This window comes from Pseudomonas sp. ES3-33 (assembly GCF_000952175.1).
Lineage (GTDB): Bacteria > Pseudomonadota > Gammaproteobacteria > Pseudomonadales > Pseudomonadaceae > Aquipseudomonas > Aquipseudomonas gregormendelii.
In genome coordinates this window covers 1-23,876 of sequence record NZ_JZRI01000036.1, presented here as the reverse complement: position 1 = coordinate 23,876, position 23,876 = coordinate 1, and the positions used below count along the sequence as shown (strand labels likewise).

General features: G+C 59.0%; 23 protein-coding genes. 12 read left to right on the top strand and 11 right to left on the bottom strand.

The window, feature by feature from the left end; translation table 11 throughout:
- Positions 1–82: 82 nt before the first annotated feature.
- Positions 83–2,404 carry a hybrid sensor histidine kinase/response regulator gene (locus UB23_RS04285; protein ID WP_045058086.1) on the top strand — a complete coding sequence of 774 codons (2,322 nt, stop codon included), beginning with the start codon at positions 83–85 and terminating at the stop codon, positions 2,402–2,404.
- Here UB23_RS04285 and UB23_RS04280 read toward each other — a convergent pair.
- The 3 genes from UB23_RS04280 to msrB form a co-directional block, all read right to left on the bottom strand.
- Positions 2,388–2,846 carry a MarR family winged helix-turn-helix transcriptional regulator gene (locus UB23_RS04280; protein WP_045058085.1) on the bottom strand — a complete coding sequence of 153 codons (459 nt, stop codon included), beginning with the start codon at positions 2,844–2,846 and terminating at the stop codon, positions 2,388–2,390. The two genes, UB23_RS04285 and UB23_RS04280, sit on opposite strands and share 17 nt — an antisense overlap.
- On the bottom strand, positions 2,843–3,328 hold the full coding sequence (locus UB23_RS04275; RefSeq protein WP_045058084.1) for a glutathione peroxidase: 486 nt from the start codon (positions 3,326–3,328) through the stop codon (positions 2,843–2,845). The genes UB23_RS04280 and UB23_RS04275 overlap by 4 nt, the downstream gene beginning before the upstream one ends.
- 1,056 nt (positions 3,329–4,384) lie before the next feature.
- On the bottom strand, positions 4,385–4,780 hold the full coding sequence (msrB, locus tag UB23_RS04270; protein ID WP_045058083.1) for a peptide-methionine (R)-S-oxide reductase MsrB: 396 nt from the start codon (positions 4,778–4,780) through the stop codon (positions 4,385–4,387).
- Between the two features lie 226 nt (positions 4,781–5,006).
- On the opposite strand from msrB, the gene UB23_RS04265 reads away from it, so the two are divergent.
- Positions 5,007–6,218: a pyridoxal phosphate-dependent aminotransferase gene (locus tag UB23_RS04265; protein ID WP_008030363.1), complete on the top strand. Its 1,212-nt coding sequence runs from the start codon at positions 5,007–5,009 to the stop codon at positions 6,216–6,218.
- Positions 6,219–6,536: 318 nt separating this feature from the next.
- Entirely contained in the window at positions 6,537–7,424 is an 888-nt protein-coding gene (htpX, locus tag UB23_RS04260) for a protease HtpX (protein WP_045058082.1), read from the top strand.
- Positions 7,425–7,545: 121 nt separating this feature from the next.
- Here htpX and UB23_RS04255 read toward each other — a convergent pair whose 3' ends face one another.
- Positions 7,546–8,202 carry a thiopurine S-methyltransferase gene (locus UB23_RS04255; protein WP_045058081.1) on the bottom strand — a complete coding sequence of 219 codons (657 nt, stop codon included), beginning with the start codon at positions 8,200–8,202 and terminating at the stop codon, positions 7,546–7,548.
- A 103-nt stretch (positions 8,203–8,305) separates the two neighbouring features.
- Here UB23_RS04255 and UB23_RS04250 point away from each other — a divergent pair, with 103 nt between their 5' ends.
- Positions 8,306–9,073, top strand: a complete 768-nt coding sequence (locus UB23_RS04250; RefSeq protein ID WP_045058080.1) for a DODA-type extradiol aromatic ring-opening family dioxygenase — start codon at positions 8,306–8,308, stop codon at positions 9,071–9,073.
- Between the two features lie 29 nt (positions 9,074–9,102).
- On the opposite strand, the gene UB23_RS04245 is transcribed toward UB23_RS04250, so the two are convergent.
- The gene (locus UB23_RS04245) at positions 9,103–9,816 is read right to left on the bottom strand and encodes a UTRA domain-containing protein (RefSeq protein ID WP_045058079.1); all 714 of its coding nucleotides are present in this window, start codon (positions 9,814–9,816) and stop codon (positions 9,103–9,105) included.
- Between the two features lie 339 nt (positions 9,817–10,155).
- Between UB23_RS04245 and UB23_RS04240 the strand changes: the two genes are divergently transcribed.
- From UB23_RS04240 to UB23_RS04215, 6 genes are all read left to right on the top strand, one after another.
- Complete coding sequence (locus UB23_RS04240; RefSeq protein WP_045058078.1) at positions 10,156–11,220, top strand: ABC transporter substrate-binding protein; 1,065 nt, start codon at positions 10,156–10,158, stop codon at positions 11,218–11,220.
- Between the two features lie 119 nt (positions 11,221–11,339).
- A complete protein-coding gene (locus UB23_RS04235; RefSeq protein WP_045058077.1) occupies positions 11,340–12,146 on the top strand; it encodes an alkaline phosphatase family protein in 807 nt (268 codons plus the stop codon).
- On the top strand, positions 12,143–12,988 hold the full coding sequence (locus UB23_RS04230) for an ABC transporter permease (protein ID WP_045058076.1): 846 nt from the start codon (positions 12,143–12,145) through the stop codon (positions 12,986–12,988). The genes UB23_RS04235 and UB23_RS04230 overlap by 4 nt, the downstream gene beginning before the upstream one ends.
- Entirely contained in the window at positions 12,975–13,775 is an 801-nt protein-coding gene (locus UB23_RS04225) for an ABC transporter permease (protein ID WP_045058075.1), read from the top strand. Before UB23_RS04230 ends, UB23_RS04225 begins: the two co-directional genes overlap by 14 nt.
- Entirely contained in the window at positions 13,772–14,761 is a 990-nt protein-coding gene (locus tag UB23_RS04220) for an ABC transporter ATP-binding protein (RefSeq protein WP_045058074.1), read from the top strand. The genes UB23_RS04225 and UB23_RS04220 overlap by 4 nt, the downstream gene beginning before the upstream one ends.
- 34 nt (positions 14,762–14,795) lie before the next feature.
- A complete protein-coding gene (locus UB23_RS04215) occupies positions 14,796–15,449 on the top strand; it encodes an HAD family hydrolase (protein WP_045058073.1) in 654 nt (217 codons plus the stop codon).
- Between the two features lie 171 nt (positions 15,450–15,620).
- Here UB23_RS04215 and UB23_RS04210 read toward each other — a convergent pair whose 3' ends face one another.
- Positions 15,621–16,583 (bottom strand): zinc-binding dehydrogenase, encoded by a 963-nt coding sequence (locus UB23_RS04210; RefSeq protein ID WP_045058072.1) that lies wholly within the window; start codon positions 16,581–16,583, stop codon positions 15,621–15,623.
- Between the two features lie 139 nt (positions 16,584–16,722).
- On the opposite strand from UB23_RS04210, the gene UB23_RS04205 reads away from it, so the two are divergent.
- Positions 16,723–18,804, top strand: a complete 2,082-nt coding sequence (locus tag UB23_RS04205; RefSeq protein ID WP_177328527.1) for a carboxy terminal-processing peptidase — start codon at positions 16,723–16,725, stop codon at positions 18,802–18,804.
- Between the two features lie 130 nt (positions 18,805–18,934).
- The gene (locus UB23_RS04200; RefSeq protein ID WP_082069122.1) at positions 18,935–20,764 is read left to right on the top strand and encodes a bifunctional diguanylate cyclase/phosphodiesterase; all 1,830 of its coding nucleotides are present in this window, start codon (positions 18,935–18,937) and stop codon (positions 20,762–20,764) included.
- 43 nt (positions 20,765–20,807) lie between these two features.
- Here UB23_RS04200 and UB23_RS04195 read toward each other — a convergent pair whose 3' ends face one another.
- The 5 genes from UB23_RS04195 to UB23_RS04175 form a co-directional block, all read right to left on the bottom strand.
- Positions 20,808–21,218: a sel1 repeat family protein gene (locus tag UB23_RS04195; protein WP_045058070.1), complete on the bottom strand. Its 411-nt coding sequence runs from the start codon at positions 21,216–21,218 to the stop codon at positions 20,808–20,810.
- Entirely contained in the window at positions 21,219–21,590 is a 372-nt protein-coding gene (locus UB23_RS04190; RefSeq protein WP_045058069.1) for a hypothetical protein, read from the bottom strand.
- Positions 21,587–21,928, bottom strand: coding sequence for a helix-turn-helix domain-containing protein (locus UB23_RS04185; protein WP_045058155.1), 342 nt, complete (start codon positions 21,926–21,928; stop codon positions 21,587–21,589). The genes UB23_RS04190 and UB23_RS04185 overlap by 4 nt, the downstream gene beginning before the upstream one ends.
- 127 nt (positions 21,929–22,055) lie before the next feature.
- A complete protein-coding gene (locus UB23_RS04180; RefSeq protein ID WP_045058068.1) occupies positions 22,056–22,511 on the bottom strand; it encodes a YkvA family protein in 456 nt (151 codons plus the stop codon).
- A 292-nt stretch (positions 22,512–22,803) separates the two neighbouring features.
- Complete coding sequence (locus tag UB23_RS04175) at positions 22,804–23,520, bottom strand: FKBP-type peptidyl-prolyl cis-trans isomerase (RefSeq protein WP_045058067.1); 717 nt, start codon at positions 23,518–23,520, stop codon at positions 22,804–22,806.
- Positions 23,521–23,876: the final 356 nt, after the last annotated feature.

Genomic DNA, 23,876 nt, shown 5'->3' with positions numbered 1-23,876 from the left:
GAGGGCTCGCGACAACAGCGGTATCCATGCATCATCGACTATGCTTGAGCAGCGAAGGGAAACGGAAGTGGTTCAACACCCTATGGATATCAAATTCACCAACCGGCTGTCTTACAAACAAGCCCGGCTGACCGTGGTCGTGGGTTTCATTCTCGGCACGCTGCTCAGCCTGCTGCAGATTGGCATCGATTATGCCAGTGAAGATGCCTCCATCAACCGGGAAATCCAGTCTTTGCTGGAAATCAGCCATAACCCGGCCTCGCGCATCGCCTATAACATCGATGCAGAACTCGCCCAGGAGCTGACCTTGGGCCTGTTGCGTTCGCCCGCCATCATCGGCGCGCGATTGATCGACAATAACGGCACGGTACTGGCCAACGTCAAGCGACCCGGGCAGCAAAGCAATTACCGGATGATCAGCGACTTCATGTTTGGCGCCGAACGTCAGTTTGAAGACCGCCTGTACCTGGATCACTTGCCCGCCGAGTCCCTCGGCACCCTGCGCCTGGACGTCGACACCTACGCATTCGGCAGCCGCTTTCTGCGCCGGGCCGAAGTGACGCTGCTCAATGGTTTTGCCCGCAGCCTGTTGCTGACTGGCATCCTGCTCGCACTGTTCTATGTGATGCTGACCAAACCGCTGGTGCGCGTTATCCGCGAACTGAGTGGCCGCGATCCACGCAGCGTCGAACCGACCTGGCTGGAGTACCCGGCGGGGCATCAGAACGATGAAATCGGCGTGCTGGTCAAGGTCGCCAACCAGCAATTCGAGAACATCGCCACGGAAATCCAGCAAAGGCGCAATGCCGAAAACCGCCTGACTGACTACCTCGCGCAACTGGAGAACATCGTCTCCGCCCGGACTGCGGAGCTCAAGGCGATCAACAGTCGGCTCAGCCAGTCCAACCAGGAACTGGAAATTGCCCGCAGCACCGCCCTGGATATGGCGGAAGCGCGCTCGGTGTTTCTGGCCAACATGAGCCACGAAATCCGCACGCCGCTCAATGGCCTGCTGGGGATGATCGCGTTGTCCCTGGACGGTCCGCTCAATGCTGAGCAGCAGCAACAACTGTCCATCGCCCATGACTCCGGCAAGGTCTTGGTGGAACTGCTCAACGACATTCTCGACCTGTCGAAATTCGACGCTGGCCAGCTCGAACTCGAACACATTCCATTCGACCTCGGTGCGCTGGTCGAGGACACTGCCAACCTGCTGTCCCAGAACGCCGCGCCCAGTGTCGAACTGACCTGCCTGATCGATCCGCAGTTTCCGGCACTGGTGTTGGGTGATCCGACTCGGGTTCGGCAAATCGTCAGCAACCTGCTGTCCAACGCGCTCAAGTTCACTCGTTTCGGCCGCGTCGATGTGCGCCTCGGCACCTTCAAGGACGGCGTCAGAATCGAAGTCTGCGACACTGGCATCGGTATCCCCCAGGACGCCCAAGTGAAGATTTTCCAGCCGTTTACCCAGGCGGGTGCCGGCATTACCCGACAATTTGGCGGCACCGGCCTGGGCCTGGCCTTGACCTACAACCTGTGCGAAGCCATGAAGGGACGACTGTCCATCAGTTCGGAGGCCGGGTTTGGCAGCCAGTTCTGCGCCGACCTGCCGCTGCCCTGCCACACCCGCGCCCTGGCGCCTGCACCCTTGCAGGGGAAGGTCATTGCCATCACGGCAGCCAGCAGCGGCCTGGCAGAGCTGCTCAAGACCGTGTTGCCGGTGTGGGGGCTCGAGTATCAACAGCGCTCGATCGATGATTCGATGATCGGCCTGGACCCCGACGTGGTCATCACCGATTGCCCCGAATGCCTGTTTGTCCTGCGCCCCGCCTGCACTGCGCCGATCCTGCTGGTGACTGCCTACGGCAGCTTCATGCCCAGCGAACAGGCCAGCGCCCTCGCCCCTTTGCAACAGCAGGCGCGGCCGCTGGCGCGAAACGCACTGTTCCAGACATTGCGACGGGTACTGCAACCTGAGATCAATACGATCAACGATGCGCGACTGCAAACGCTGTCACCCCAGCGCCGCGGGCGGGTGCTGCTGGTGGAGGACAATCCGGTCAATCAGCTGGTAGCCAAGGGCATGCTGGGCAAGCTCGGTTGCGAGGTCATCGTCGCCGCGCATGGTGCCGAGGCCCTGGATCTGCTTGAGCACGATGAGTTCGACCTGGTGCTGATGGACTGCAACATGCCGGTGATGGATGGCTATGAAGCCAGTCGGCAAATCCGTCGCAGCGGACGCTGGCCACAATTGCCTATTGTGGCCTTGACCGCCAATGCCATGTCCGAGGAACGCGAGCGCTGCCGTGCCGCGGGCATGAGCGATTACCTGGCCAAACCCTTCCGCCGCGAAGAGCTGGCGGCCCTGCTGGATTCATGGATGCCGGCTACGACAACGCCTTGATCTGCCCCAGCAAATGATCGAGCCCTTCACGCAAATCATGCAGCCGATCCAGATCCACGCCGCTGTCGCACAGTAGCCGGGCCTTGAGCGGCGCGACCCGATCACGCAACGCCTGGCCCGCAACCGTAAGGCTCAGGTGCACTTCGCGTTCATCCCGTAATGAACGCTGGCGCTGGACCAATTGCAGCTGTTCGAGTCGTTTGAGTAACGGCGTCAGAGTCCCGGAATCAAGCGCCAGGCGTTCACCCAGGGCCTTGACTGTTGGCTGCTGTGGGGCCTTTTCCTGCCATTCCCACAGCACCAGCATCGCCAGGTACTGCGGGTAAGTCAGCCCGAGCTGGTCCAGCATTGGTTTGTAGGCCCGGATCACCGCACGGGACGCGGCGTACAGCTTGAAGCACAGCTGGCTGTCGAGCTGCAGGGAGTCGAACGGCGGATTCATTTGAGCAGGGCTTCAATCTCGCGGCCCAGGTCCTGCGGTTTGGTCGCCGGTGCGAAGCGCTTGACCAGTTGACCGTCTTTGCCGATCAGGAATTTGGTGAAGTTCCACTTGATGCCTTGGGAACCCAATAACCCGGGGGCGCGTTTTTTCAGCTGGACAAACAGTGGGTGGGCGCCGGCGCCGTTGACTTCGATTTTTTTGAACAGCGGGAAGCTGACGCCGAAATTCAGTTCGCAGAATTCGGAGATCGCGCCTTCGTTACCGGGTTCCTGTTTGCCGAATTGGTTGCAGGGGAAACCCAGGACTACCAGGCCCTGATCCTTGTAGGTCTGCCAGAGCGCTTCGAGTCCTTTGTATTGTGGGGTGAAGCCGCATTTGCTGGCGGTGTTGACGACCAGTACGGCTTTGCCGGCGTAGTCGGCCAGGGTTTTCTGTTCACCGGTGATGGTGGTGCAGGGGATGGTCAGCAGGGGGTCGGTCATCGTTTGGCTCTGGGGGTCTAGGGGTGGCCTGTTTAAAATAGTTCGCAATTGAATTGTGTGCAATTTAATTTTGGGTTGGTTGGTTTCTTGGCTTCTTTGGGACGGGGGCAGATCCGTTTTTTTGGTCAGGGCTGCTTAGGGTTCCGCCCTTACGGCGGGTCACTTTTGAAAAGCGCGAAAGTAACCAAAACGCTCTTGCCCCACCACTTGGCACCTCGCCCAGGCTCGGTGTGCCCTCACTCCGGCATTGCTCCGCGGGTCGCCGCGATGGGCCATCCCTGGCCCAGCGCGGCTAAACCGGCATCCTTGCCGGTTTACCCGCTACGCAATGCCTGCGTTCGGCCAGCGTGGTTAACGGGGCGCCTGCAATCTACAGCTCGCCGTGGCGGCCTTCGGGCCGACCAGGGCATCACGCCGGCGCGCTTCGCTTGTTGGGTCGTGCACCTTTTCTGGATATGAAATGAGCGCTGTGAGGTGGTATTTGTGGAAAGTGGACTTTATGGAAAGTGATCCCTCTGGAAAGTCATCTCTGTGGAGGGATTGATACCTGTAGCAAAGCTTGCTCGCGATGACGGTTTCGCATCCAACATTGATGCTGACTGTCACCCCGCTATCGCGAGCAAGCTTTGCTCCCACAGGAACAACATCAGCCCGAAGGCAGTCAAGCTTCGCTCCCACAGGTACAACACCAGCCCGGAAGCAGTGCACATCAGAGAAGCGCAGCGTGCCGGCTTGATGCCTTGGTCGGCCCGAAGGCCGCCACGGCCCGGTTCTTGATCGCGGACGCCCCGTTAACCACGCTGGCCGAACGCAGGCATTGCGTAGCGGGTAAACCGGCAAGGATGCCGGTTTAGCCGCGCTGGGCCAGGGATGGCCCATCGCGGCGACCCGCGGAGCAATGCCTGCGTTCGGGCACACCGAGCCTAGGCGAGGTGCCGAGTGGTGGGGCAAGAGCGTTTTGGTTACTTTTGCGCTCTATCAAAAGTGACCCGCCGTAAGGGCGGAACCCTAAGCAGCCCTGACCGCAGAAACGGATATGTACACCAACACACAAGGTCATTCCCGAGGCACAAGCTCCAGACACACCGAATTGATGCAATACCGCAACCCGGTCGGCGGCGGCCCATCCGGAAACACATGCCCCAAATGCGCATCGCACTTGGCACACACCACCTCAGTACGAATCATCCCGTGACTCACATCACGAATCTCAACCATCGCACTGTCACCGATCGGCGCATAAAAGCTCGGCCAGCCGCAGCCTGAGTCAAATTTGGTCTTCGAATCAAAAAGCGGCTCGCTGCAACAGATACAGTGATAGACACCATCAGTTTTGGTGCCATTGTATTTGCCGGAAAACGGACGTTCGGTGCCCTTGAGACGGCAAACGTTGTACTGCTCCGGATCGAGCATGGCCTTCCATTCTTCAAGGGTTTTTTCCAACTTTTCCATCGTCACACCTCAGCAGCTGAAAAAGCCCGATCTGTACCTTTTCCACGGATCGGGCGGCACGTATGATTGCGCCTCGTCAAACGCCAGTCTGGCAGCCAGACCACGCGCATTCAAACGGATTTACGGGTGCTGCCTTTCAAGGCGCCAGGCCTGTGTGAATACGCAGGATTCCCAGTACGGTAGTTCATATGCCGCCTGGATCGTTCATTTTCAGGAACACATCGCCATGCAGGTCAGCAAATCGAACAAGCTCGCCAACGTCTGCTACGACATTCGCGGCCCAGTGCTCAAGCACGCCAAACGCCTGGAAGAGGAAGGCCATCGCATCCTCAAGCTGAACATCGGCAATCCTGCGCCCTTTGGTTTCGAAGCACCGGACGAAATTCTCCAGGACGTGATCCGCAACCTGCCTACCGCCCAGGGCTACAGCGACTCCAAAGGGCTGTTCAGCGCACGCAAGGCCGTCATGCAGTACTACCAGCAAAAGCAGGTGGAAGGCGTCGGCATTGAAGACATCTACCTGGGCAACGGCGTTTCCGAGCTGATCGTGATGTCGATGCAGGCCCTGCTCAACAATGGCGACGAAGTGCTGGTGCCGGCCCCGGACTACCCACTGTGGACCGCGGCTGTCAGCCTCTCGGGCGGCAACCCGGTGCATTACCTGTGCGACGAGCAGGCCAACTGGTGGCCGGATCTGGCCGACATCAAGGCCAAGATCACGCCGAACACCAAGGCCCTGGTGATCATCAATCCGAATAACCCGACCGGTGCGGTGTATTCGAAAGAAGTCCTGCTGGGCATGCTGGAACTGGCCCGCCAGCACAACCTGGTGGTTTTCTCCGACGAGATCTACGACAAGATCCTCTACGACGATGCCGTGCACATCTGCACCGCGTCCCTGGCGCCGGACCTGCTGTGCCTGACGTTCAACGGCCTGTCCAAGTCCTACCGCGTGGCGGGCTTCCGTTCCGGCTGGATTGCCATCTCCGGCCCGAAACACCACGCCCAGAGCTACATTGAAGGCATCGACATGCTGGCCAATATGCGCCTGTGCGCCAACGTGCCAAGCCAGCACGCGATACAGACCGCTCTCGGTGGCTACCAGAGCATCAATGACCTGGTGCTGCCCCAGGGCCGACTGCTGGAACAGCGCAACCGTACGTGGGAGCTGCTCAACGACATTCCCGGCGTAAGCTGCGTTAAACCGATGGGTGCCCTGTATGCCTTCCCACGGATCGATCCGAAAGTCTGCCCGATCCACAACGACGAGAAATTCGTGCTCGACCTGCTGCTGTCGGAAAAGCTGCTGGTGGTGCAAGGCACGGCGTTCAACTGGCCATGGCCCGATCACTTCCGGGTGGTGACATTGCCACGAGTGGATGACCTGGATATGGCCATAGGCCGCATCGGCAATTTCCTCAAGTCCTACCGCCAGTAACACCGCCAGTCACCGTGCGACCTTCATTCCCGTCGCACGGTGACTAATTCAGCAATACATATTTCCCCCCTACCCTGCAACGCTAAGGCGCTCACAGACCTGGACGCGTTTTCAGGCCGCGGTCTAACAACGACGGGGCCCGGACCTCGGAAATGCCCTACAGGAATTTCATCAGACCGAGTCGCAAGCGTCCTTCAAACAGCTAGTCTTTTGCCGTAGGACACAGTTTGAAATAGTCACCCGGTTGAATAGCCCGTTGCAGCACCTTATATACCCCGCAGTACGCTACATCTTTAGCTTGAGGAGATTTCTACAACCATGATGCGCATCCTGCTGTTTTTGGCCACTAACCTGGCGGTCGTGCTGATTGCCAGCATCACCCTGAGCCTTTTCGGCTTCAACGGGTTCATGGCGGCCAACGGGGTTGATCTCAACCTCAATCAGCTGCTGATCTTCTGTGCGGTCTTTGGTTTTGCCGGTTCCCTGTTCTCGCTGTTCATCTCCAAGTGGATGGCGAAGATGAGCACCAGCACCCAGATCATTACCCAGCCGCGCACACGTCACGAGCAATGGCTGCTGCAAACGGTGGAGCAACTGTCCCGGGAAGCCGGGATCAAGATGCCCGAGGTCGGTATTTTCCCGGCCTATGAGGCCAACGCCTTCGCCACCGGCTGGAACAAGAACGATGCACTGGTTGCGGTCAGCCAAGGCCTGTTGGAGCGCTTTTCGCCGGATGAGGTCAAAGCCGTTCTGGCCCACGAAATTGGTCACGTTGCCAACGGCGACATGGTCACCCTGGCGCTGATCCAGGGTGTGGTGAACACCTTCGTGATGTTCTTTGCGCGAATCATCGGTAACTTCGTCGACAAAGTGATTTTCAAGAACGAAGAAGGCCAGGGTATCGCGTATTACATCGCGACCATCTTTGCCGAACTGGTGCTGGGCATCCTGGCCAGCTCGATCGTCATGTGGTTCTCGCGTAAACGCGAATTCCGTGCAGACGAAGCCGGTGCCCGCCTGGCGGGTACCAGCGCGATGATTGGTGCCTTGCAACGCCTGCGGGCTGAACAGGGGTTGCCAGTACATATGCCGGACACGCTGAATGCATTCGGTATCAACGGCGGCATCAAGCAAGGGTTCGCTCGCATGTTCATGAGCCACCCGCCGCTGGAAGAGCGTATCGACGCACTGCGTCGTCGCGGCTGACAGGTTGCGCTAAAACAGAAAGGCCCGCACAGATGCGGGCCTTTTTTGTCTGTCCAGATTTGTGCTGCTGACCTTATGTAAGAGCGAGCCTGCTCACGAATCGCCAGCGCAGACAGCTTTCTTACCGGGCAGAAACCCGATAAACCCGCTCTTCAAGGCGCGTCACGCCACTCTCGATAAATTTCCAGCTCTCACCCAGCACATCCTGATCTTCCAGGATCTTCAGCGCCCAGAAGTTGCCGAACAAGTGCCGTACCTCATCATCAAGCACAGCGAACGGCGGTCCGTCCTTTTGCGTCTGATCGTAATCGAGGGTTATCAGCAACCCCATCGCGTCCTTCGGCAGTATGCGGTTCAGGTGCGCCGCGTACTGCTCGCGCATGGCGGGTGGCAGCGCAATCAGCGCAGCACGGTCGTACAGACCGGCGCAGTCGGCCACATCCCCTGCAGTCAACTCGAAAAAGTCCCCGCACCACAGTTCGATCGAACCGGCGCGATAAACCTTGAACGGCCCCTGTTCACTGACATCAGGATCAAACTGATGCTCGCTGAAGAAGTCCTCAACGGCCTTTTCCGACAGTTCAATCCCCAGTACTTCATGGCCCTGATGAGCAAGCCACAGCAAATCCAGACTTTTTCCACACAACGGCACCAACACGCGAGCGCCCTCTTCCAGGTCCAATTGTGGCCAGAACCGTTGCAGATAAGGATTCACTTCCCGCAGATGGAAGCCGATCTGATCTGACTGCCAACGCTTGTGCCAAAACTCCGGCTGCATAAATAACCCCGAAAATTCGATCAAAACACCCTAAAACTTATATTAGATTTAGATCAATGATCTGACTGAAGATGAGCCCATCTTAACTCTCAGGAGCTCCTACATGTTCCCCAGCCTGTATATATCCCACGGCTCCCCCATGCTGGCGCTGCAACCGGGCGCCAGCGGCCCCGCACTGGCGAGGCTTGCGGCCCAATTGCCGCGACCCAGGGCGATCGTGATTGTCTCGGCGCATTGGGAGAGCAATGAACTGCTGGTCAGCGCTAATCCGCATCCGGACACCTGGCACGACTTCGGCGGTTTCCCCAAGGCGCTGTTCGAAGTGCAATACCCCGCGCCCGGTGATCCGCAACTGGCGGTGGAGGTAGTCGACCTGCTCAAATGCGCCGACTTGCCCGCTCGCATCGATGCCAAAAGGCCGTTTGACCACGGTGTCTGGGTACCGCTTTCGCTGATGTACCCGCAGGCCGACATCCCGGTGGTACAGGTCTCTCTGCCCACACGGGGCGGCCCCGCGTTGCAGACTCAGGTCGGACACGCCCTCTCCAGCCTGCGTGAACAAGGGGTGCTGTTGATCGGGTCAGGCAGCATCACCCATAACCTCGGTGAACTGGACTGGCACGCCGGCCCGGAAAGCGTGGAGCCCTGGGCCGAAGCGTTCCGTGAATGGATGATCGAGAAACTCTCTGCCAACGATGAAGCCGCGCTGCATGATTACCGCCGCCAGGCGCCAAATGCCGTGCGTAACCATCCCAGCGATGAACACCTGCTGCCGTTGTATTTCGCTCGCGCTGCCGGAGGTCCGTTCAGCGTCAGCCACAAGGGCTTCACCATGGGCGCCTTGGGCATGGACATCTATCGATTCGGATAAAGAGCTGTTGCAACCGCCGGCGACCTGGCTCAGGTGACATCGACGCCCACGTGAATGGCATCGTGTCGCCAGAATTCCAGGTCGCAATCGATCAGTCGCTCGTGCTGGTCGTAGTTGACCCGGGCAATACGCAATCCCGGGCTACCCACCGACACTCGCAGCGCTGCCGAAGCGTCCACGGAGAGCGCCGTCGGCACGATTTCAAAACGTACCCTGCCGTAGTACAGGTCGTAATGCCGGGCGTACAGTTCGGTAATGGACTGATTCAGGTCGAAGTCGAGTATTCCCGGGAAAAACCGTGGGTTCAGATAGTGCTCGACGTACAGCACCAGCCGCTCGTCAATGCGCCGCGCCCGGCAGATCTGGATCACGCTGGACAGTGCGGGTAACTGCAACCAGGCACAGACCGCCGCTGACGCCGGTTGCAGGCGAGCGCTAATCACCTCGGTGGACGGCACCCGGCCCTGGGCGCTGACCATTGCGTGAAAGTGACTGCGTTGCATCAGGTTATAGGCCAGGCGTGGTGGCGAGACGAACCAGCCCCGGCGTTCCTCGCGATAGATCTGCCCTTGTGCCTCCAGTTGCAACAACGCCTCGCGCACGGTAATTCGGGTGGTACCGAACAACTCACTGAGCTTGCGCTCCGCTGGCAGTTTGCTTCCGGGCGCCAACAGCCCGTGATCGAGCTGTTCCTGTAGCACCTGCCCTATGGCTGTCACCGCTTTGGTGGTCTCGACGCGCATCAACGTTACCTATCTGGACTAGACCAGCACTGTTTCGGGGCGGAACCTGCATTGGTTTACCCTCCAAGTAGCCTAGGCCCTGCATGTGACTGGTGGATGACAAACGTGCCGAACGGTGTTGAACGTTGCCTGCAATATTACGGCCATGTCCTTTCATATCAGCCTCTTAGCCATGGTCTACGCTTACTTTGCAGCCTGAGTGTTCCCCTACAGGAAATTTGGGCAGGCCACTCATCGACATCAAAATGTCATCCAGACCGCCTAGATTGGCTCAGGTATTGCTGACCTAGACCAACACAACCGCAATCGCAGCGTTGAAAACGCCCAAAGGAGCTTCGGATGAAACAGCTTTTCCTGGCATCACTGTTAGGCTCGACCATTGCCATGTGCACCGCCGCCATGGCGGCTGATGATTTGAAAACCCTTGAGGCCGCAGCGAAAGCGGAAGGCACAGTCAACAGCGTCGGCATGCCCGATGACTGGGCCAACTGGAAAGGCACTTGGGATGACCTGGCCAAGACCTACGGCCTGAAACACATCGATACCGACATGAGTTCCGCGCAGGAAATCGCCAAATTCGCCGCCGAAAAAGATAACGCCAGCGCGGACATCGGTGACGTAGGTGCAGCTTTCGGGCCTATCGCAGTCAAGCAAGGCGTGGTGCAACCGTATAAACCAACGACCTGGGACCAGGTGCCGGACTGGGCCAAGGACAAGGATGGCAACTGGGCGCTGGCCTACACCGGAACCATCGCCTTCATCATCAACAAAAAACTGCTGCACGGTTCCGAAGCACCGACCAAGTGGGCCGATCTCAAGAGCGGCAAGTACAAGGTCTCCATTGGCGACGTCAGCACTGCGGCCCAGGCGGCCAACGGTGTCCTGGCTGCCGCATTGGCCAACGGGGGTGACGAGAAGAACATCCAGCCAGCCCTGCTGATGTTTGCCGACATTGCCAAGCAAGGCCGCCTGTCGATGGCTAACCCGACCATTGCCACCATGGAAAAGGGCGAGATCGAAGTCGGCGTGGTTTGGGATTTCAACGGCCTGAGTTACAAGGCCAAGATGGCGAATCCGGATGATTACACCGTGCTGATCCCTTCCGATGGCTCGGTCATTTCCGGCTACACCACCATCATCAACAAATACGCGAAAAACCCTAATGCGGCCAAACTGACCCGCGAATACATCTTCAGCGACGCCGGCCAGACCAACCTGGCACGCGGCAACGCCCGCCCGATCCGCGCCGAACACGTGAAGCTGCCGGATGACGTCAAAGCCAAGCTGTTGCCGAACGAACAGTACAAAGGCGTGACGCCGATCAAGGACGCAGATGCGTGGGAAAAAACCTCCAAGTCGCTGCCGCAGAAGTGGCAGGAAGAAGTGATTATCAACATGCAGTAATGCTGCATCCGTAGGAGCTGGCGCAGGCTGCGATCTTTGTTTTTTCAAGCAACATCAAAAGATCAAAGCCTTTGGCAGCTCCTGCACCGTTCAGCAATGATTCTGGAGTCATCGCCCCTATGAACCACAACGTCATCCTTGTCGTGCTCGACGGCCTCAACCATGAGGTTGCTCGCCACGCCATGGGGCACCTGCAGGCGTACGTCGGCGCAGGACGCGCGGCGCTCTACAAGCTGGAGTGCGAATTGCCGGCGTTGTCCCGTCCGCTTTACGAATGCATCCTGACCGGCGTCACGCCAATTGACAGCGGTATCGTTCATAACAATGTCTCGCGCCTGTCCAGTCAGCGCAGCATCTATCACTACGCACGCGACGCCGGGCTCAAGACTGCGGCGGCGGCCTATCACTGGGTCAGTGAGCTGTACAACCGATCACCGTTCGTGGCCGCCCGGGACCGTCACACCGACGATCCCGACCTGCCGATCCAGCATGCGCATTTCTACTGGAATGACCACTACCCCGATTCACACCTGTTTGCCGACGCCGAACACCTGCGCCAGCGCCACTCGCCAAACTTCCTGCTGGTCCACCCGATGAACATCGACGACGCCGGGCACAAGCACGGCCTCGACTCCGCGCAATACCGCAACAGCGCCCGCTCCGCCGACATCATTCTCGCCGACTACCTGCAAGGCTGGCTCGACGCGGGCTACCAGGTACTGGTGACCGCCGATCACGGCATGAACAATGACCGATCGCACAACGGCCTGTTGGCCGAAGAACGCGAAGTACCGCTGTTCGTGCTCGGCGACGCCTTCAGCCTCGATGCCGGTGCTGCGCCGAAACAGATCGAGATCTGCGGTACGGTCTGCGAGCTGCTGGGCGTGGCCCACGATAAACCTGTGTGCCGGGAGCTGCTCAAATGAACACCATGACTCGTGGCAAATGGTTGGCAGCCCTGTGCCTGGTGCCTTTTGCACTGTTCTTTATCGTGTTCCAGATTGCCCCGCTGCTGTGGGTCATGATCAACAGCCTGGAATCACAGGAGTTTGGCTGGGGCCTTGCCAACTTTACGAAAATCTTCAATTCAAAGTTCTATCTGCAGGCGATCCAGTACAGCCTCGAGATCAGTTTCTGGTCGAGCGTATTCGGCATCATCATCGCGGTGCTCGGCGCCTACTCCCTGCGCCGGGTCGATTCCAGGCTGCGTAACTTCGTCAACGCCTTCGCCAACATGACCAGCAACTTTGCCGGCGTGCCCCTGGCGTTTGCGTTCATCATCCTGCTGGGATTCAACGGCAGTTTCACCATCCTGCTCAAGCAGGCCGGGATCATTCAGGATTTCAACCTGTACTCGAAAACCGGGCTGATCATTCTCTACACCTACTTCCAGATTCCCCTCGGTGTGCTGCTGCTGTATCCGGCATTTGATGCGCTGCGTGAAGACTGGCGCGAGTCTGCGGCGCTGCTCGGTGCCAGCGGCTGGCAATTCTGGCGCCACATCGGCCTGCCGGTGCTGACGCCCGCGCTGCTAGGCACCTTCGTGATCCTGCTGGCCAACGCGCTGGGTGCCTACGCCACGGTTTACGCCCTGACCACCGGCAACTTCAACGTACTGCCGATCCGTATCGCCGCCATGGTTTCCGGCGACATTTCCCTGGACCCTAACCTCGCCAGCGCCCTGGCCGTGGTACTCGTGGCGTTGATGACCCTGGTGACCATCGTGCATCAGTTGCTGTTGAAGAGGAGCTACCATGTCTCGCGCTGAACTGGGTCCCGCCGGCATCTACCACCGGGTTGTGGTGTACCTGCTGTTTGCCATTCTGTTGCTGCCTCTGGCTGGCACCCTGATCTATTCAATCGCCAGCAGTTGGTCGGCGACCATCCTGCCGAGCGGCTTCACGTTCAAATGGTACGTGCAATTGTGGAGTGATCCGCGCTTCCTCCATGCATTCGGCCAGTCGCTGCTGGTGTGCGTCGGTGCGCTGATCCTGTCAGTGGTGCTGATCTTGCCGCTGTTGTTCGTGGTGCATTACCACTTCCCGAAACTCGACGCGTTGATGAACATCCTGATCCTGCTTCCGTTCGCGGTGCCGCCGGTGGTGTCGTCGGTGGGGCTGTTGCAGCTGTATGGTTCCGGCCCGTTCGCAATGGTCGGTACGCCGTGGATCCTGATCGGCTGCTACTTCACCGTGGCGCTGCCCTTCATGTACCGGGCAATCACCAACAATCTGCAGGCGATCAACCTGCGCGACCTGATGGACGCCGCCCAATTGCTCGGCGCCAGCACCTGGCAAGCGGCATTCCTGGTTGTCCTGCCGAACCTGCGCAAAGGTCTGATGGTGGCACTACTGCTGTCGTTCTCGTTCCTGTTCGGTGAGTTCGTGTTCGCCAACATCCTGGTGGGCACCCGTTACGAAACCCTGCAGGTCTACCTCAACAATATGCGTAACAGCAGCGGCCACTTCACCAGTGCGCTGGTCATTTCCTACTTCTTTTTTGTGCTGGTTCTGACCTGGGTGGCCACTATTTTGAACAAGGACAAAAGCGAATGAGCTACGTCAGCGTCCAACATCTGGAGAAAAATTACGCAGGCACCACGGTGTTCAGTGACATCAACTGCGAAATCCACAAAGGCGAGTTTGTCACCTTGCTTGGGCCGTCGGGCTGCGGAAAATCAACCCTGTTGCGCTGTATCGCCGGGCTGACCCCGGTAGATGGCGGGCAGATTTTGCTGGACGGTGTCGACCTGGTGCCCATGAGCCCGCAAAAACGCGGGATCGGCATGGTGTTTCAGAGCTACGCGCTGTTCCCGAACATGACCGTGGAGCAAAACGTGGCATTCGGCCTGCGCATGCAGAAGGTCAATGCCGACGACAGCCACAAACGCGTCGCCGAAGTGCTGGGGCTGGTGGAGTTGAACGATTTCGCCGCTCGCTATCCCCACCAGCTGTCCGGCGGCCAATGCCAGCGAGTCGCCCTCGCTCGCTCGTTGGTGACGCGTCCGCGGTTGTTACTGCTCGATGAACCGCTGTCGGCGCTGGATGCGCGAATTCGCAAGCATTTGCGCGAACAGATCCGTCAGATCCAGCGTGAACTGGGCCTGACCACGATCTTTGTCACACATGACCAGGAAGAAGCCCTGACGATGTCTGACAGAATATTCCTGATGAATCAGGGAAAGATCGTACAAAGCGGCGACGCGGAAACCCTGTACACCGCGCCAGTCGATGCATTTGCGGCCGGCTTCATCGGCAACTACAACCTGCTGGATGCCGACAGTGCCTCGAAACTGCTGCAAAGACCGGTCACCGGACGCATCGCCATTCGTCCGGAAGCCATCGAGCTCAGCCTCAATGGCGCGCTGGATGCCCAAGTGCGCAGCCACAGCCTGCTAGGCAACGTGATTCGGTACCGGATCGAAGCACGCGGCGTGGAACTGGTGGTGGATGTGCTCAACCGCTCAGCCGCGGATCTGCACCCCGATGGTCAGCGCCTGGCACTTTCCATCGATCCGACAGCCCTGTGTGAGGTAGCCTGATGGCCTTGCTGATGTTGAAGAGAGAACCGTACTGATGGCCCTGGCAATTTTTGATCTGGACGAAACCTTGATTCACGGCGACTGCGCCACCCTCTGGAGCGAACAGATGGGCAGGCTGGGCTGGGTCGATCCCGAGTCGTTCATGCGCCAGAACAACGAACTGATGGACGCTTACAGCCACGGCAAGCTGCGGATGGAGGATTACATGACCTTCAGCCTGGAACCCATGATCGGTCGCACCCCCGAAGAGGTCGATCATCTGGTGGGACCGTGGGTGGAGGATTTTATCGAGCCGATTATCTTCAGCGACGCCACCAAGGCCATCGCCGCCCACCGCAAGGCAGGCGACCGGATCCTGGTGATTTCCGCCTCGGGCACCCATCTGGTCAGGCCGATTGCCGATCGCCTGGGCATTGACGAGATTCTCGGGATAGAGCTGGAAGTCGCACATGGCGTGTACAGCGGCCACACCGTCGGCACCCTGACCTACCGCGAAGGCAAGATCACCCGGTTGCTGGAATGGCTGGATGCCGAAGAAGAGAATCTGGAAGGCGCGAGTTTTTATTCGGACTCACGTAACGACCTGCCGCTGTTGCTCAAGGTGGATTTCCCGCACGTGGTGAACCCGGACCCGGTGTTGCTTGAGCACGCCGAAAAAGCCGGCTGGCCGATCCATCTCTGGAAATAACGCAAAACCCTGCAGGAGCACGGCTTGCGCGCGAGGTACGATAACGCGGGTAAGCTGGCACGCCGAGTCGAACCCATCGCGGGCAAGCCTTGCTCCCACAGCTCAGCTTCGCTTCCATAAGCTCAGCTTTGCTTCGACAAGCTCAGCGTTGCCCCCAAAGGTCGCGTGTTGTCAGGCGAGGCTCTCGTCGATCAACAGCACCACCTTTCCCGCCACGGTATTACTCGCCAACTCTGCAAACGCCGCTTCGGCATCCTTGATCGCAAAAGTCTTGGCCAACTGCGGACTTAACCGTCCTTCGGCAAACAGCGGCCAGACGTGCTGACTCAAGTCGCTGAACAGGTCGGCCTTGAACTGGTCATCTCTGGCGCGCAGCGTCGAACCCAACAGTTGCACGCGCTTGGCCAGCACCTGGGCCAGGTCCAGCTTGGCCTCCCGACCGCCCATCAGGCCGATCAGGACCCAGCGGCCATCACTGGCCAGCAGCTTGAGATTCAGCGCTGCGTAATTGCCCCCCACCGGATCGAGGATGACATCGAACGGCCCCAGGTCGCTCAGGCTGTCCAGGTCATCGCCACGGATCACCCCACCCTGGGCTCCCAGAGCCTCGCAGTAGGCCAAACGCTCTTTCGACCCGACGCTGACCCAGCACGGGTTGCCAAATGCCTTGCACAGCTGAATGGCAGCTGAACCGATTCCACTCGCTCCGGCATGCAGCAGAACTTTCTCACCGGGTTTGAGCGCCGCAAGTTGAAACAGATTCAGCCAGACAGTGGCGTAAACCTCAGGCAGCGCTGCCGCTTCGGTCAGGGACAATCCGTCCGGGACCGGCAGCACATGCCGCCCGTCGACAACCACCTCTTCGGCCATCCCACCCCCTGCCAACAACGCGCAGACGCGATCACCCACCTGCCATGAAGACCCCGCGCCGACCTCGCTGATGATCCCGGAACACTCCAGCCCCAGCACATGACTGGCCCCGGGAGGGGGTGGATACAGTCCCGCTTTCTGTAGCAAATCCGCCCGATTGAGTCCCGCAGCCGACACTTGAATGCGAACTTGCCCTACATCACAGGTAGGACTGGGCACTTGCGCCCATACCACTTGACCTTCCACGCCTTGCAATGCTTTCACAGTGCCTCCATAGTGAGTCTGGACTGAGCCCGTAGCTGTAGCGTCGGGCTTTCTTGCATTATGCGACCGGCCCTCGTGGAACCGGCGACTTCAAAGACGGCCTAATATGCGTGATCAATTGTCCCCGCGTCGAATCAGCATGAAGCATTTTTTCCCCAGCACCGCCCTAGCTCTAGTCATTGGTATCGGCCTGCTGCCGATGTCGACCAATTCGTTTGCAGCCAATAGCTGGGACAAGCTTCAGCCTGATCGTGACGAAGTGATCGCCAGCCTGAACGTCGTCGAGTTGCTCAAGCGCCATCACTACAGCAAGCCGCCGCTTGACGACGCGCGCTCGGTGATCATCTACGACAGCTACCTGAAGCTGCTGGATCCGTCGCGCAGCTATTTCATGGCCAGCGACATCAACGAATTCAACAAGTGGAAGACCCAGTTCGACGACTTCCTCAAAAGCGGCGACCTCAACGCCGGGTTCACCATCTACAAGCGCTACCTGGACCGCGTCAAGTCGCGTCTGGACTTTGCCCTTGCCGAGTTGAACAAGGGCGTCGACAAGATCGACTTCACGACCAAGGAAACCTTGCTGATCGACCGCAAGGACGCACCTTGGCTCAAGTCCACTGCCGAGCTCGACGACCTGTGGCGCAAACGCGTCAAGGACGAAGTGCTGCGTCAGAAGATCGCGGGCAAGGACTCCAAGCAAATCCAGGAAACCCTGACCAAGCGCTACAAGAATCAACTGGCGCGTCTGGACCAGACCCGCGCGGAAGATATCTTCCAGGCCTACATCAACACCTTTGCCATGTCCTACGACCCGCACACCAATTATCTGTCACCGGATAACGCGGAGAACTTCGACATCAACATGAGCCTGTCCCTCGAGGGCATCGGCGCCGTGTTGCAAAGCGACAATGACCAGGTGAAAGTCGTGCGCCTGGTGCCCGCTGGCCCGGCCGACAAGACCAAGCTGGTGGCACCCGCCGACAAGATTATCGGCGTTGCCCAGGGCAACAAGGAAATGGTCGACGTGGTCGGCTGGCGCCTGGACGAAGTGGTCAAGCTGATCCGCGGTCCAAAAGGCACCGTGGTGCGCCTGGAAGTGATTCCAGCCAGCAATGCGCCGAATGACCAGACCACCCGGATCGTGCCGATTACCCGCGAAGCGGTGAAGCTTGAAGACCAGGCGGTGAAGAAGTCGGTCCTCAACCTCAAGCAGGATGGCAAGGACTACAAGCTGGGAGTGATCGAGATTCCAGCGTTCTACCTGGACTTCAAGGCCTTCCGTGCAGGTGATCCGGACTACAAGAGCACCACTCGTGACGTCAAGAAACTGCTGACCGAGTTGCAGAAAGAGAAAGTGGATGGCGTGGTCATCGACTTGCGCAACAACGGCGGCGGCTCCCTGCAGGAAGCCACCGAGCTGACCAGCCTGTTCATCGACAAAGGCCCGACCGTCCTGGTGCGTAATGCCGATGGCCGTGTCGATGTCCTGGAAGACGAAAACCCCGGCGCTTTCTACAAAGGCCCGATGGCGTTGCTGGTCAACCGCTTGTCGGCCTCGGCTTCGGAGATCTTCGCCGGCGCCATGCAGGACTACCACCGTGCACTGATCATCGGCGGCCAGACCTTCGGCAAAGGCACCGTGCAGACCATTCAGCCGCTGAACCATGGCGAATTGAAACTGACCCTGGCGAAGTTCTACCGGGTATCCGGCCAGAGCACCCAGCATCAGGGCGTTCTGCCGGACATCGACTACCCGTCGATCATCGACACCAAGGAAATCGGTGAGAGCGCGCTGCCCGAGGCCATGCCGTGGGACACCATCAAACCCGCCATCAAGCCGGCAGCCGACCCGTTCAAGCCCTACCTGGCGCAGCTCAAATCCGAGCACGACCTGCGTTCGGGCAAGGACGCCGAGTTCGTGTTCATTCGTGACAAGCTGGCACTGGCCCAGAAGCTGATGGAAGAAAAAACCGTCAGCCTTAATGAAGCCGAGCGCCGCGCCCAGCACGCCGATATTGAAAACAAGCAGCTGGTGATGGAGAACATCCGCCGCAAGGCCAAAGGCGAAGAGCCGCTCAAGGAGCTGAAGAAGGAAGACGAAGACGCCCTCGCGGCGGAGCCGGACAAGACCAAACCGGAAGACGACGCTTATCTGAGCGAGACCGGTCGCATCCTGCTGGACTACCTGAAGCTCAATACTGCGGTGGCCAAGCACTAGGATGATGGCGATATAACGGCGACGCTCTGCGGAGCGTCATCAAATAGTCATCAATCTGTCGTGAAATACGGGACCGGAAGCGCGCTTGACCAAGCGCTCGTCCGGTCCTTTTTTTTTGCCAGAGATTGCCATGACCACAACCGAACAGCTGAGCGCACTGGGTTCAATATTGACTCAGGGTGGATTGCACAGCCTGTTCCAGCCAATTGTGTGCCTCTCGGAAAAACGCGTGATCGGCTACGAAGCCCTCAGTCGCGGCCCCTCCAACAGCCCGCTGCACTCCCCGCTCGCATTGTTCGCCGTGGCCCGCCAGGCAGGCCGTCTGAGCGAGCTGGAGATCGCTTGTCGCCAGAGTGCCTGCCGACGCTTCAATGAACAGCAACTCCCCGGCAAGCTGTTCCTGAACGTCTCGCCGGAATCGCTACTGGAAGCCGCGCATCAACCCGGACGCACGTTGCAGTTGCTGCAGGACTTCGGGATTCCGCCCAGCCAGGTGGTGATCGAGCTGACCGAACAAACCCCGACTGATGACTTCCAGCTGTTACAAACCGCGTTGCATCATTATCGGGCCATGGGTTTTTCCATCGCACTGGATGACCTGGGCGCAGGGTATTCCAGCTTGCGGCTATGGTCGGAACTGCGCCCGGACTACGTGAAGATCGATCGGCACTTCATTGACGGTATCCATCAGGACGCGCTCAAACGCGAATTCGTCGGCTCGATCCTGCAAATCGCCAAGGCCTCCCGTGCGCAGGTGATCGCCGAAGGCATCGAGCTGGCGGAAGAACTTGCAGTGCTGACGGAGATGGGGGTCGACCTGGTCCAGGGCTATCTGCTGTGCCGCCCTCAGGAGCAACCGCCGAGGGATGCGCGCAAAATGCTGCCCAAACACGACAGCAGCACCGTGGCGCTGAACGATGAAGGTTGCGACCTCAGCGCCTTGCTCAATGAACAACCGGCGGTGGCCCGCGAGACGCCGACAGCCACGGTACTGGAAGCCTTTCGCCGCCAGGCCAACCTGAACTCGCTGGCGGTACTGGACGCCCAGGGCCACCCCTGTGGCATCGTCCACAGGCATTCCCTCTCGGACGCATTGCTCAAGCCCTTCGCCACAGACCTGTTTGCCCGCAAGCCGATCAGCCGCCTGATGAACGATGACTTTCTAGCCGTGGAGATGACCCAATCGCTGCAGCAGGTCAGCCGGCTGATCACCAGCAGGGCGCGGCAGCGCATCGAAGAGGATTTCATCATTACCCTCGATGGCGGCTACCTGGGCCTGGGCCGGGTAATCGACGTGCTGAAGCTGATCACCGAACTGAAGATTCAGCAGGCCCGCTACGCCAATCCGCTGACCTTGCTACCAGGCAACGTGCCAATCCAGCAGTGCCTCACTCGTTTGCTCCAGCAGCAACGTGAGTCGGTGATCTGTTACGTGGACATCGACAGCTTCAAGCCCTTCAACGACATCTATGGCTACGGTCGTGGGGATGAAGTGCTGCTGTGCCTGGCGCAATGCCTGAATGACCGCGTGGACCCCTCCCGCGACTTCGTTGGCCATATCGGCGGCGATGATTTTTTGCTGGTACTTGGACCCGAAGACTGGCGCAAACGCTTGAACCAGCTGGTGGATGATTTCCAGAGCCAATGCCGGCGGTTCTACCGCAGCGAACACCTGGAGGCCGGCTGCTTTATCGCCCCAAACCGGCAGGGTGTGCGCCAGGAATTTGCATTGCTGTCATTGTCGATTGGCGTGGTGCACCTGCATCCTCAGGCATGCGCGCAACTCGATGCGAGTCAATTGGCGGAGATGGCCTCCCAGGCCAAGCATCATGCGAAGAATGTACCGGGGTATAGCGTGTATTTGATTGATAGTCTGGTGATGTCCGGGCGGGCGCCTTCGCGGGCAAGCCCGCTCCCACAGGGACCTGTGTTGGTAAAGGATTTTGCAAACGACACATAAACCTGTGGGAGCGGGCTTGCCCGCGAAGGCGTCAGACCAGGCACTAATTATCCAAAGGACCGCGAGACGCCAACTCCTGCAGCTTGATCTCAGCCAACGGATGCCCGGCCTTCGCCGCAATCTTCCAGAACCGCGTCGCTTCAACCGGATCCGGCGCCTTGCTCGCCGTCCCGGCCAAACTGAACACGCCTACCTGATACGCTGCCTTGCCATCCCCCGCCAACGCCGCCAGACGCAACAATCGCACGCCTTCCTCACGAGCACCCAGGCCGACACCACGAAAGGCCAGGATGTGCCCATAGAAGCTTTGCGCCCCTGCATCGCCCAGGTTGGCCATGCGTGCGAACTGACCTTCGAGCCAGCTCCACCCCCGGGGCTGACGCACGAACCACGACCAGTGGAACAGCCGGCGGGCCAGCCAGTAACCGGCCCGAGCCTTGAGCTTGAGGAACACTCAGGCCTCTGCCGATTCGGGGTATTCGTACTCAAACACCCGAACCACCTCCGAAGCGTGCCAGGACGCGGCGGCCACACCATCCGACGGCCCGGAAAAACGCCCAAGGCGTTCAACACATTCGAAAAAACCGGTACGTGGCAGGCGGCTGGCACCCTGGCTGATCACCAGCGAGCTGCGCAATGGCTGTTCCGCCTTGGCGTCCAGTGCGGCCAGGTGCTCAAGTGCCGCAGTCAGGGTCTGCATGGCAGGTGTCGGCAGCTGCAATCGCTCCAGCAATGCGCGGTAGGTCAGCAAATGTCGCTGTCGTCGCGCCTGATCCAGCTCTCCCAGCAACCCGTCCCAATGTTGACGACTGATGCGTACCGTCACGATTCGTCCCTCCACCCTGGCACCGTCAGTTCCCAGGCCAGGCTGCGGCGAATCGCAGCGTCGGGTAGACGCTCGCCACTTTCAATCAAGGCCAGATAAGACGGGCTGATGCCTACCGTGCGGGCGAGCGCCTCAATGGCGATGCCCTTTGCTTCGCGCAAACTGCGTAGTTGATCCAGACCAGGAAGAATCTGGTCCGGGTTTGCCACGGGAGGTTGTGGTGCGACCCGCGGCGATGGCTGGTCGATGCCTGCTGCTTTCAATAAAGCCTGGTACTGAGCCCACGGCAAAACCGCATACTCGGGCTCGCCTTCGCGTGTGATTATCTGAATATCCATGACTTCCCCGTAGGACAACGACACTTTGCGAGTCGGCACTTTTCCCTTGAAGTGTAATCCTAACAGCGACCACGGTCGCGGACCACGGTCACGAGGTGCATGAATACAGGGACGATTTTCTGTCAGATCATGGTTTTTTCGGATTTTGCAGCTGAAGTTGCTCCGGTGTGTCAGGCAGCCGTTCCACCACTGCCAGCTTCTCCGGCAGTTGGCGCTTGCGCCAGGCACGAAAGGCAGACAACTCGTCATCCAGTACTTTCATGAGCCAGGCCAGCACGGCGATATCATCCAGCATCCCGAACATGGGAATGAAGTCGGGGATCGCGTCTACGGGACTGAGGAAATACATCAAGCCGGCCACTACCGAAATCAGCGCCTTGGGGCTGATCGCGCGGTACTCTCCTCGCCAATAGGCCAGGCACAAGGCCTGCAGCAGGCGCAGGTCTTCCTTGAGCTTGCCCAGGCGGTTGCCTTGACTGGCACCTTTGCTGGCGACAGCGAACAGCAAAGTCGGCAGACGGCCCCGAGCAAGCAGCCGGCCGGCCAGTGGCAGGAAACGGGCAAAGTTCCAGGGTGCTTTCATATTTCCTCCCGCTGAAATGTTATCCACACAAATTGTGGATAACCTTGTGAACAGAGCTGCATTTTGTCGCTGAAGCCCCCGTTTCATAAGGGCTGAGCTCAGATCGGGCGTTTTTTACTCACATAAAAAAACCCAACATTTCATTGACTTGGCGCCCCAGCGCGGCTAGCGCAGGCGTCTTCAATCGCTATGACTGCATCCTGCCACGTCCGTTCGTTTTGTTTGCGTTCGTCAAATCCCGAATGCAACAACGCCCCGCATGAGCGAGGCGTTGGTTCAAAACAGACGCAAATTACTTGGCTGCGTCTTCCTGTTTTGCCGGATCCTTGATCGCCAGCAGTTCCAGGTCGAATACCAGCACCGAGTTGGCCGGGATTGCCGGGCTTGGGCTTTGCGCGCCGTAAGCCAGTTCGCTAGGAATGTAGAGCTTGTACTTCTCGCCTACGTGCATCAGTTGCAGGCCTTCGACCCAACCCGGGATCACACCGCTGACCGGCAGGTCAATCGGGCTGCCACGTTCAACGGAGCTGTCGAACACGGTGCCGTTGGTCAGGGTACCGGTGTAGTGCACAGTCACTACGTCGGTCGGCTTGGGCTGGGCGCCGTCGGCCTTTTTGACGACTTCGTACTGCAGGCCCGAAGCAGTGGTGGTAACACCCGCTTTCTTGGCATTGTCTTCGAGGAATTTCTTGCCAGCGGATGCCGACTCTTCGCTCATTTTAGCCATGCGCTCTTCAGCACGCTTCTGCAGCGCGGCGAAGGCTTCGACCAGCTCTTCATCCTTCAGTTTCTGTTCTTTCTTGCCAACGGCATCTTCGATGCCCTGGGCAACGGCTTTGGAGTCCAGATCATCCATGCCTTCCTGAGCCAGGCTTTTGCCCATGTTCAGGCCAATCCCGTAGGAAGCTTTTTGCGCCGGGGTTTTCAGCTCTACGCTGGTCTGCGAATCACAACCCGCAAGTACCAGGCTAACCAGGGCCACCGCCGCCGCCAACCGATGCTGTTTCATGCTATTTCCTTGTTCATGCGCCTAAAGGGCAATCGAATAAAGCCGCGAGCTTATCAGGCGGCCACGACCAATGGCTACCGGCATGAGAGCAGGAAACGTCTGATAAGTTCAGGTGTTGTAACGCATTTCGGCATTCGGCGGGTGAAGCTTCTGTCATCTACTCCCCACGGCGGCTAATGTCTTGCGGTGGTGCAATGACGCTGACACGGCAAAAGCCAAATCGCAGACGAAAAAAAGCCCGCACTAGGCGGGCTTTTCCGTGGTGACCTGGCGTTCAGCGTTCCAGATTACCGAATATGGCGCAGCGGACGGGACTCGAACCCGCGACCCCCGGCGTGACAGGCCGGTATTCTAAC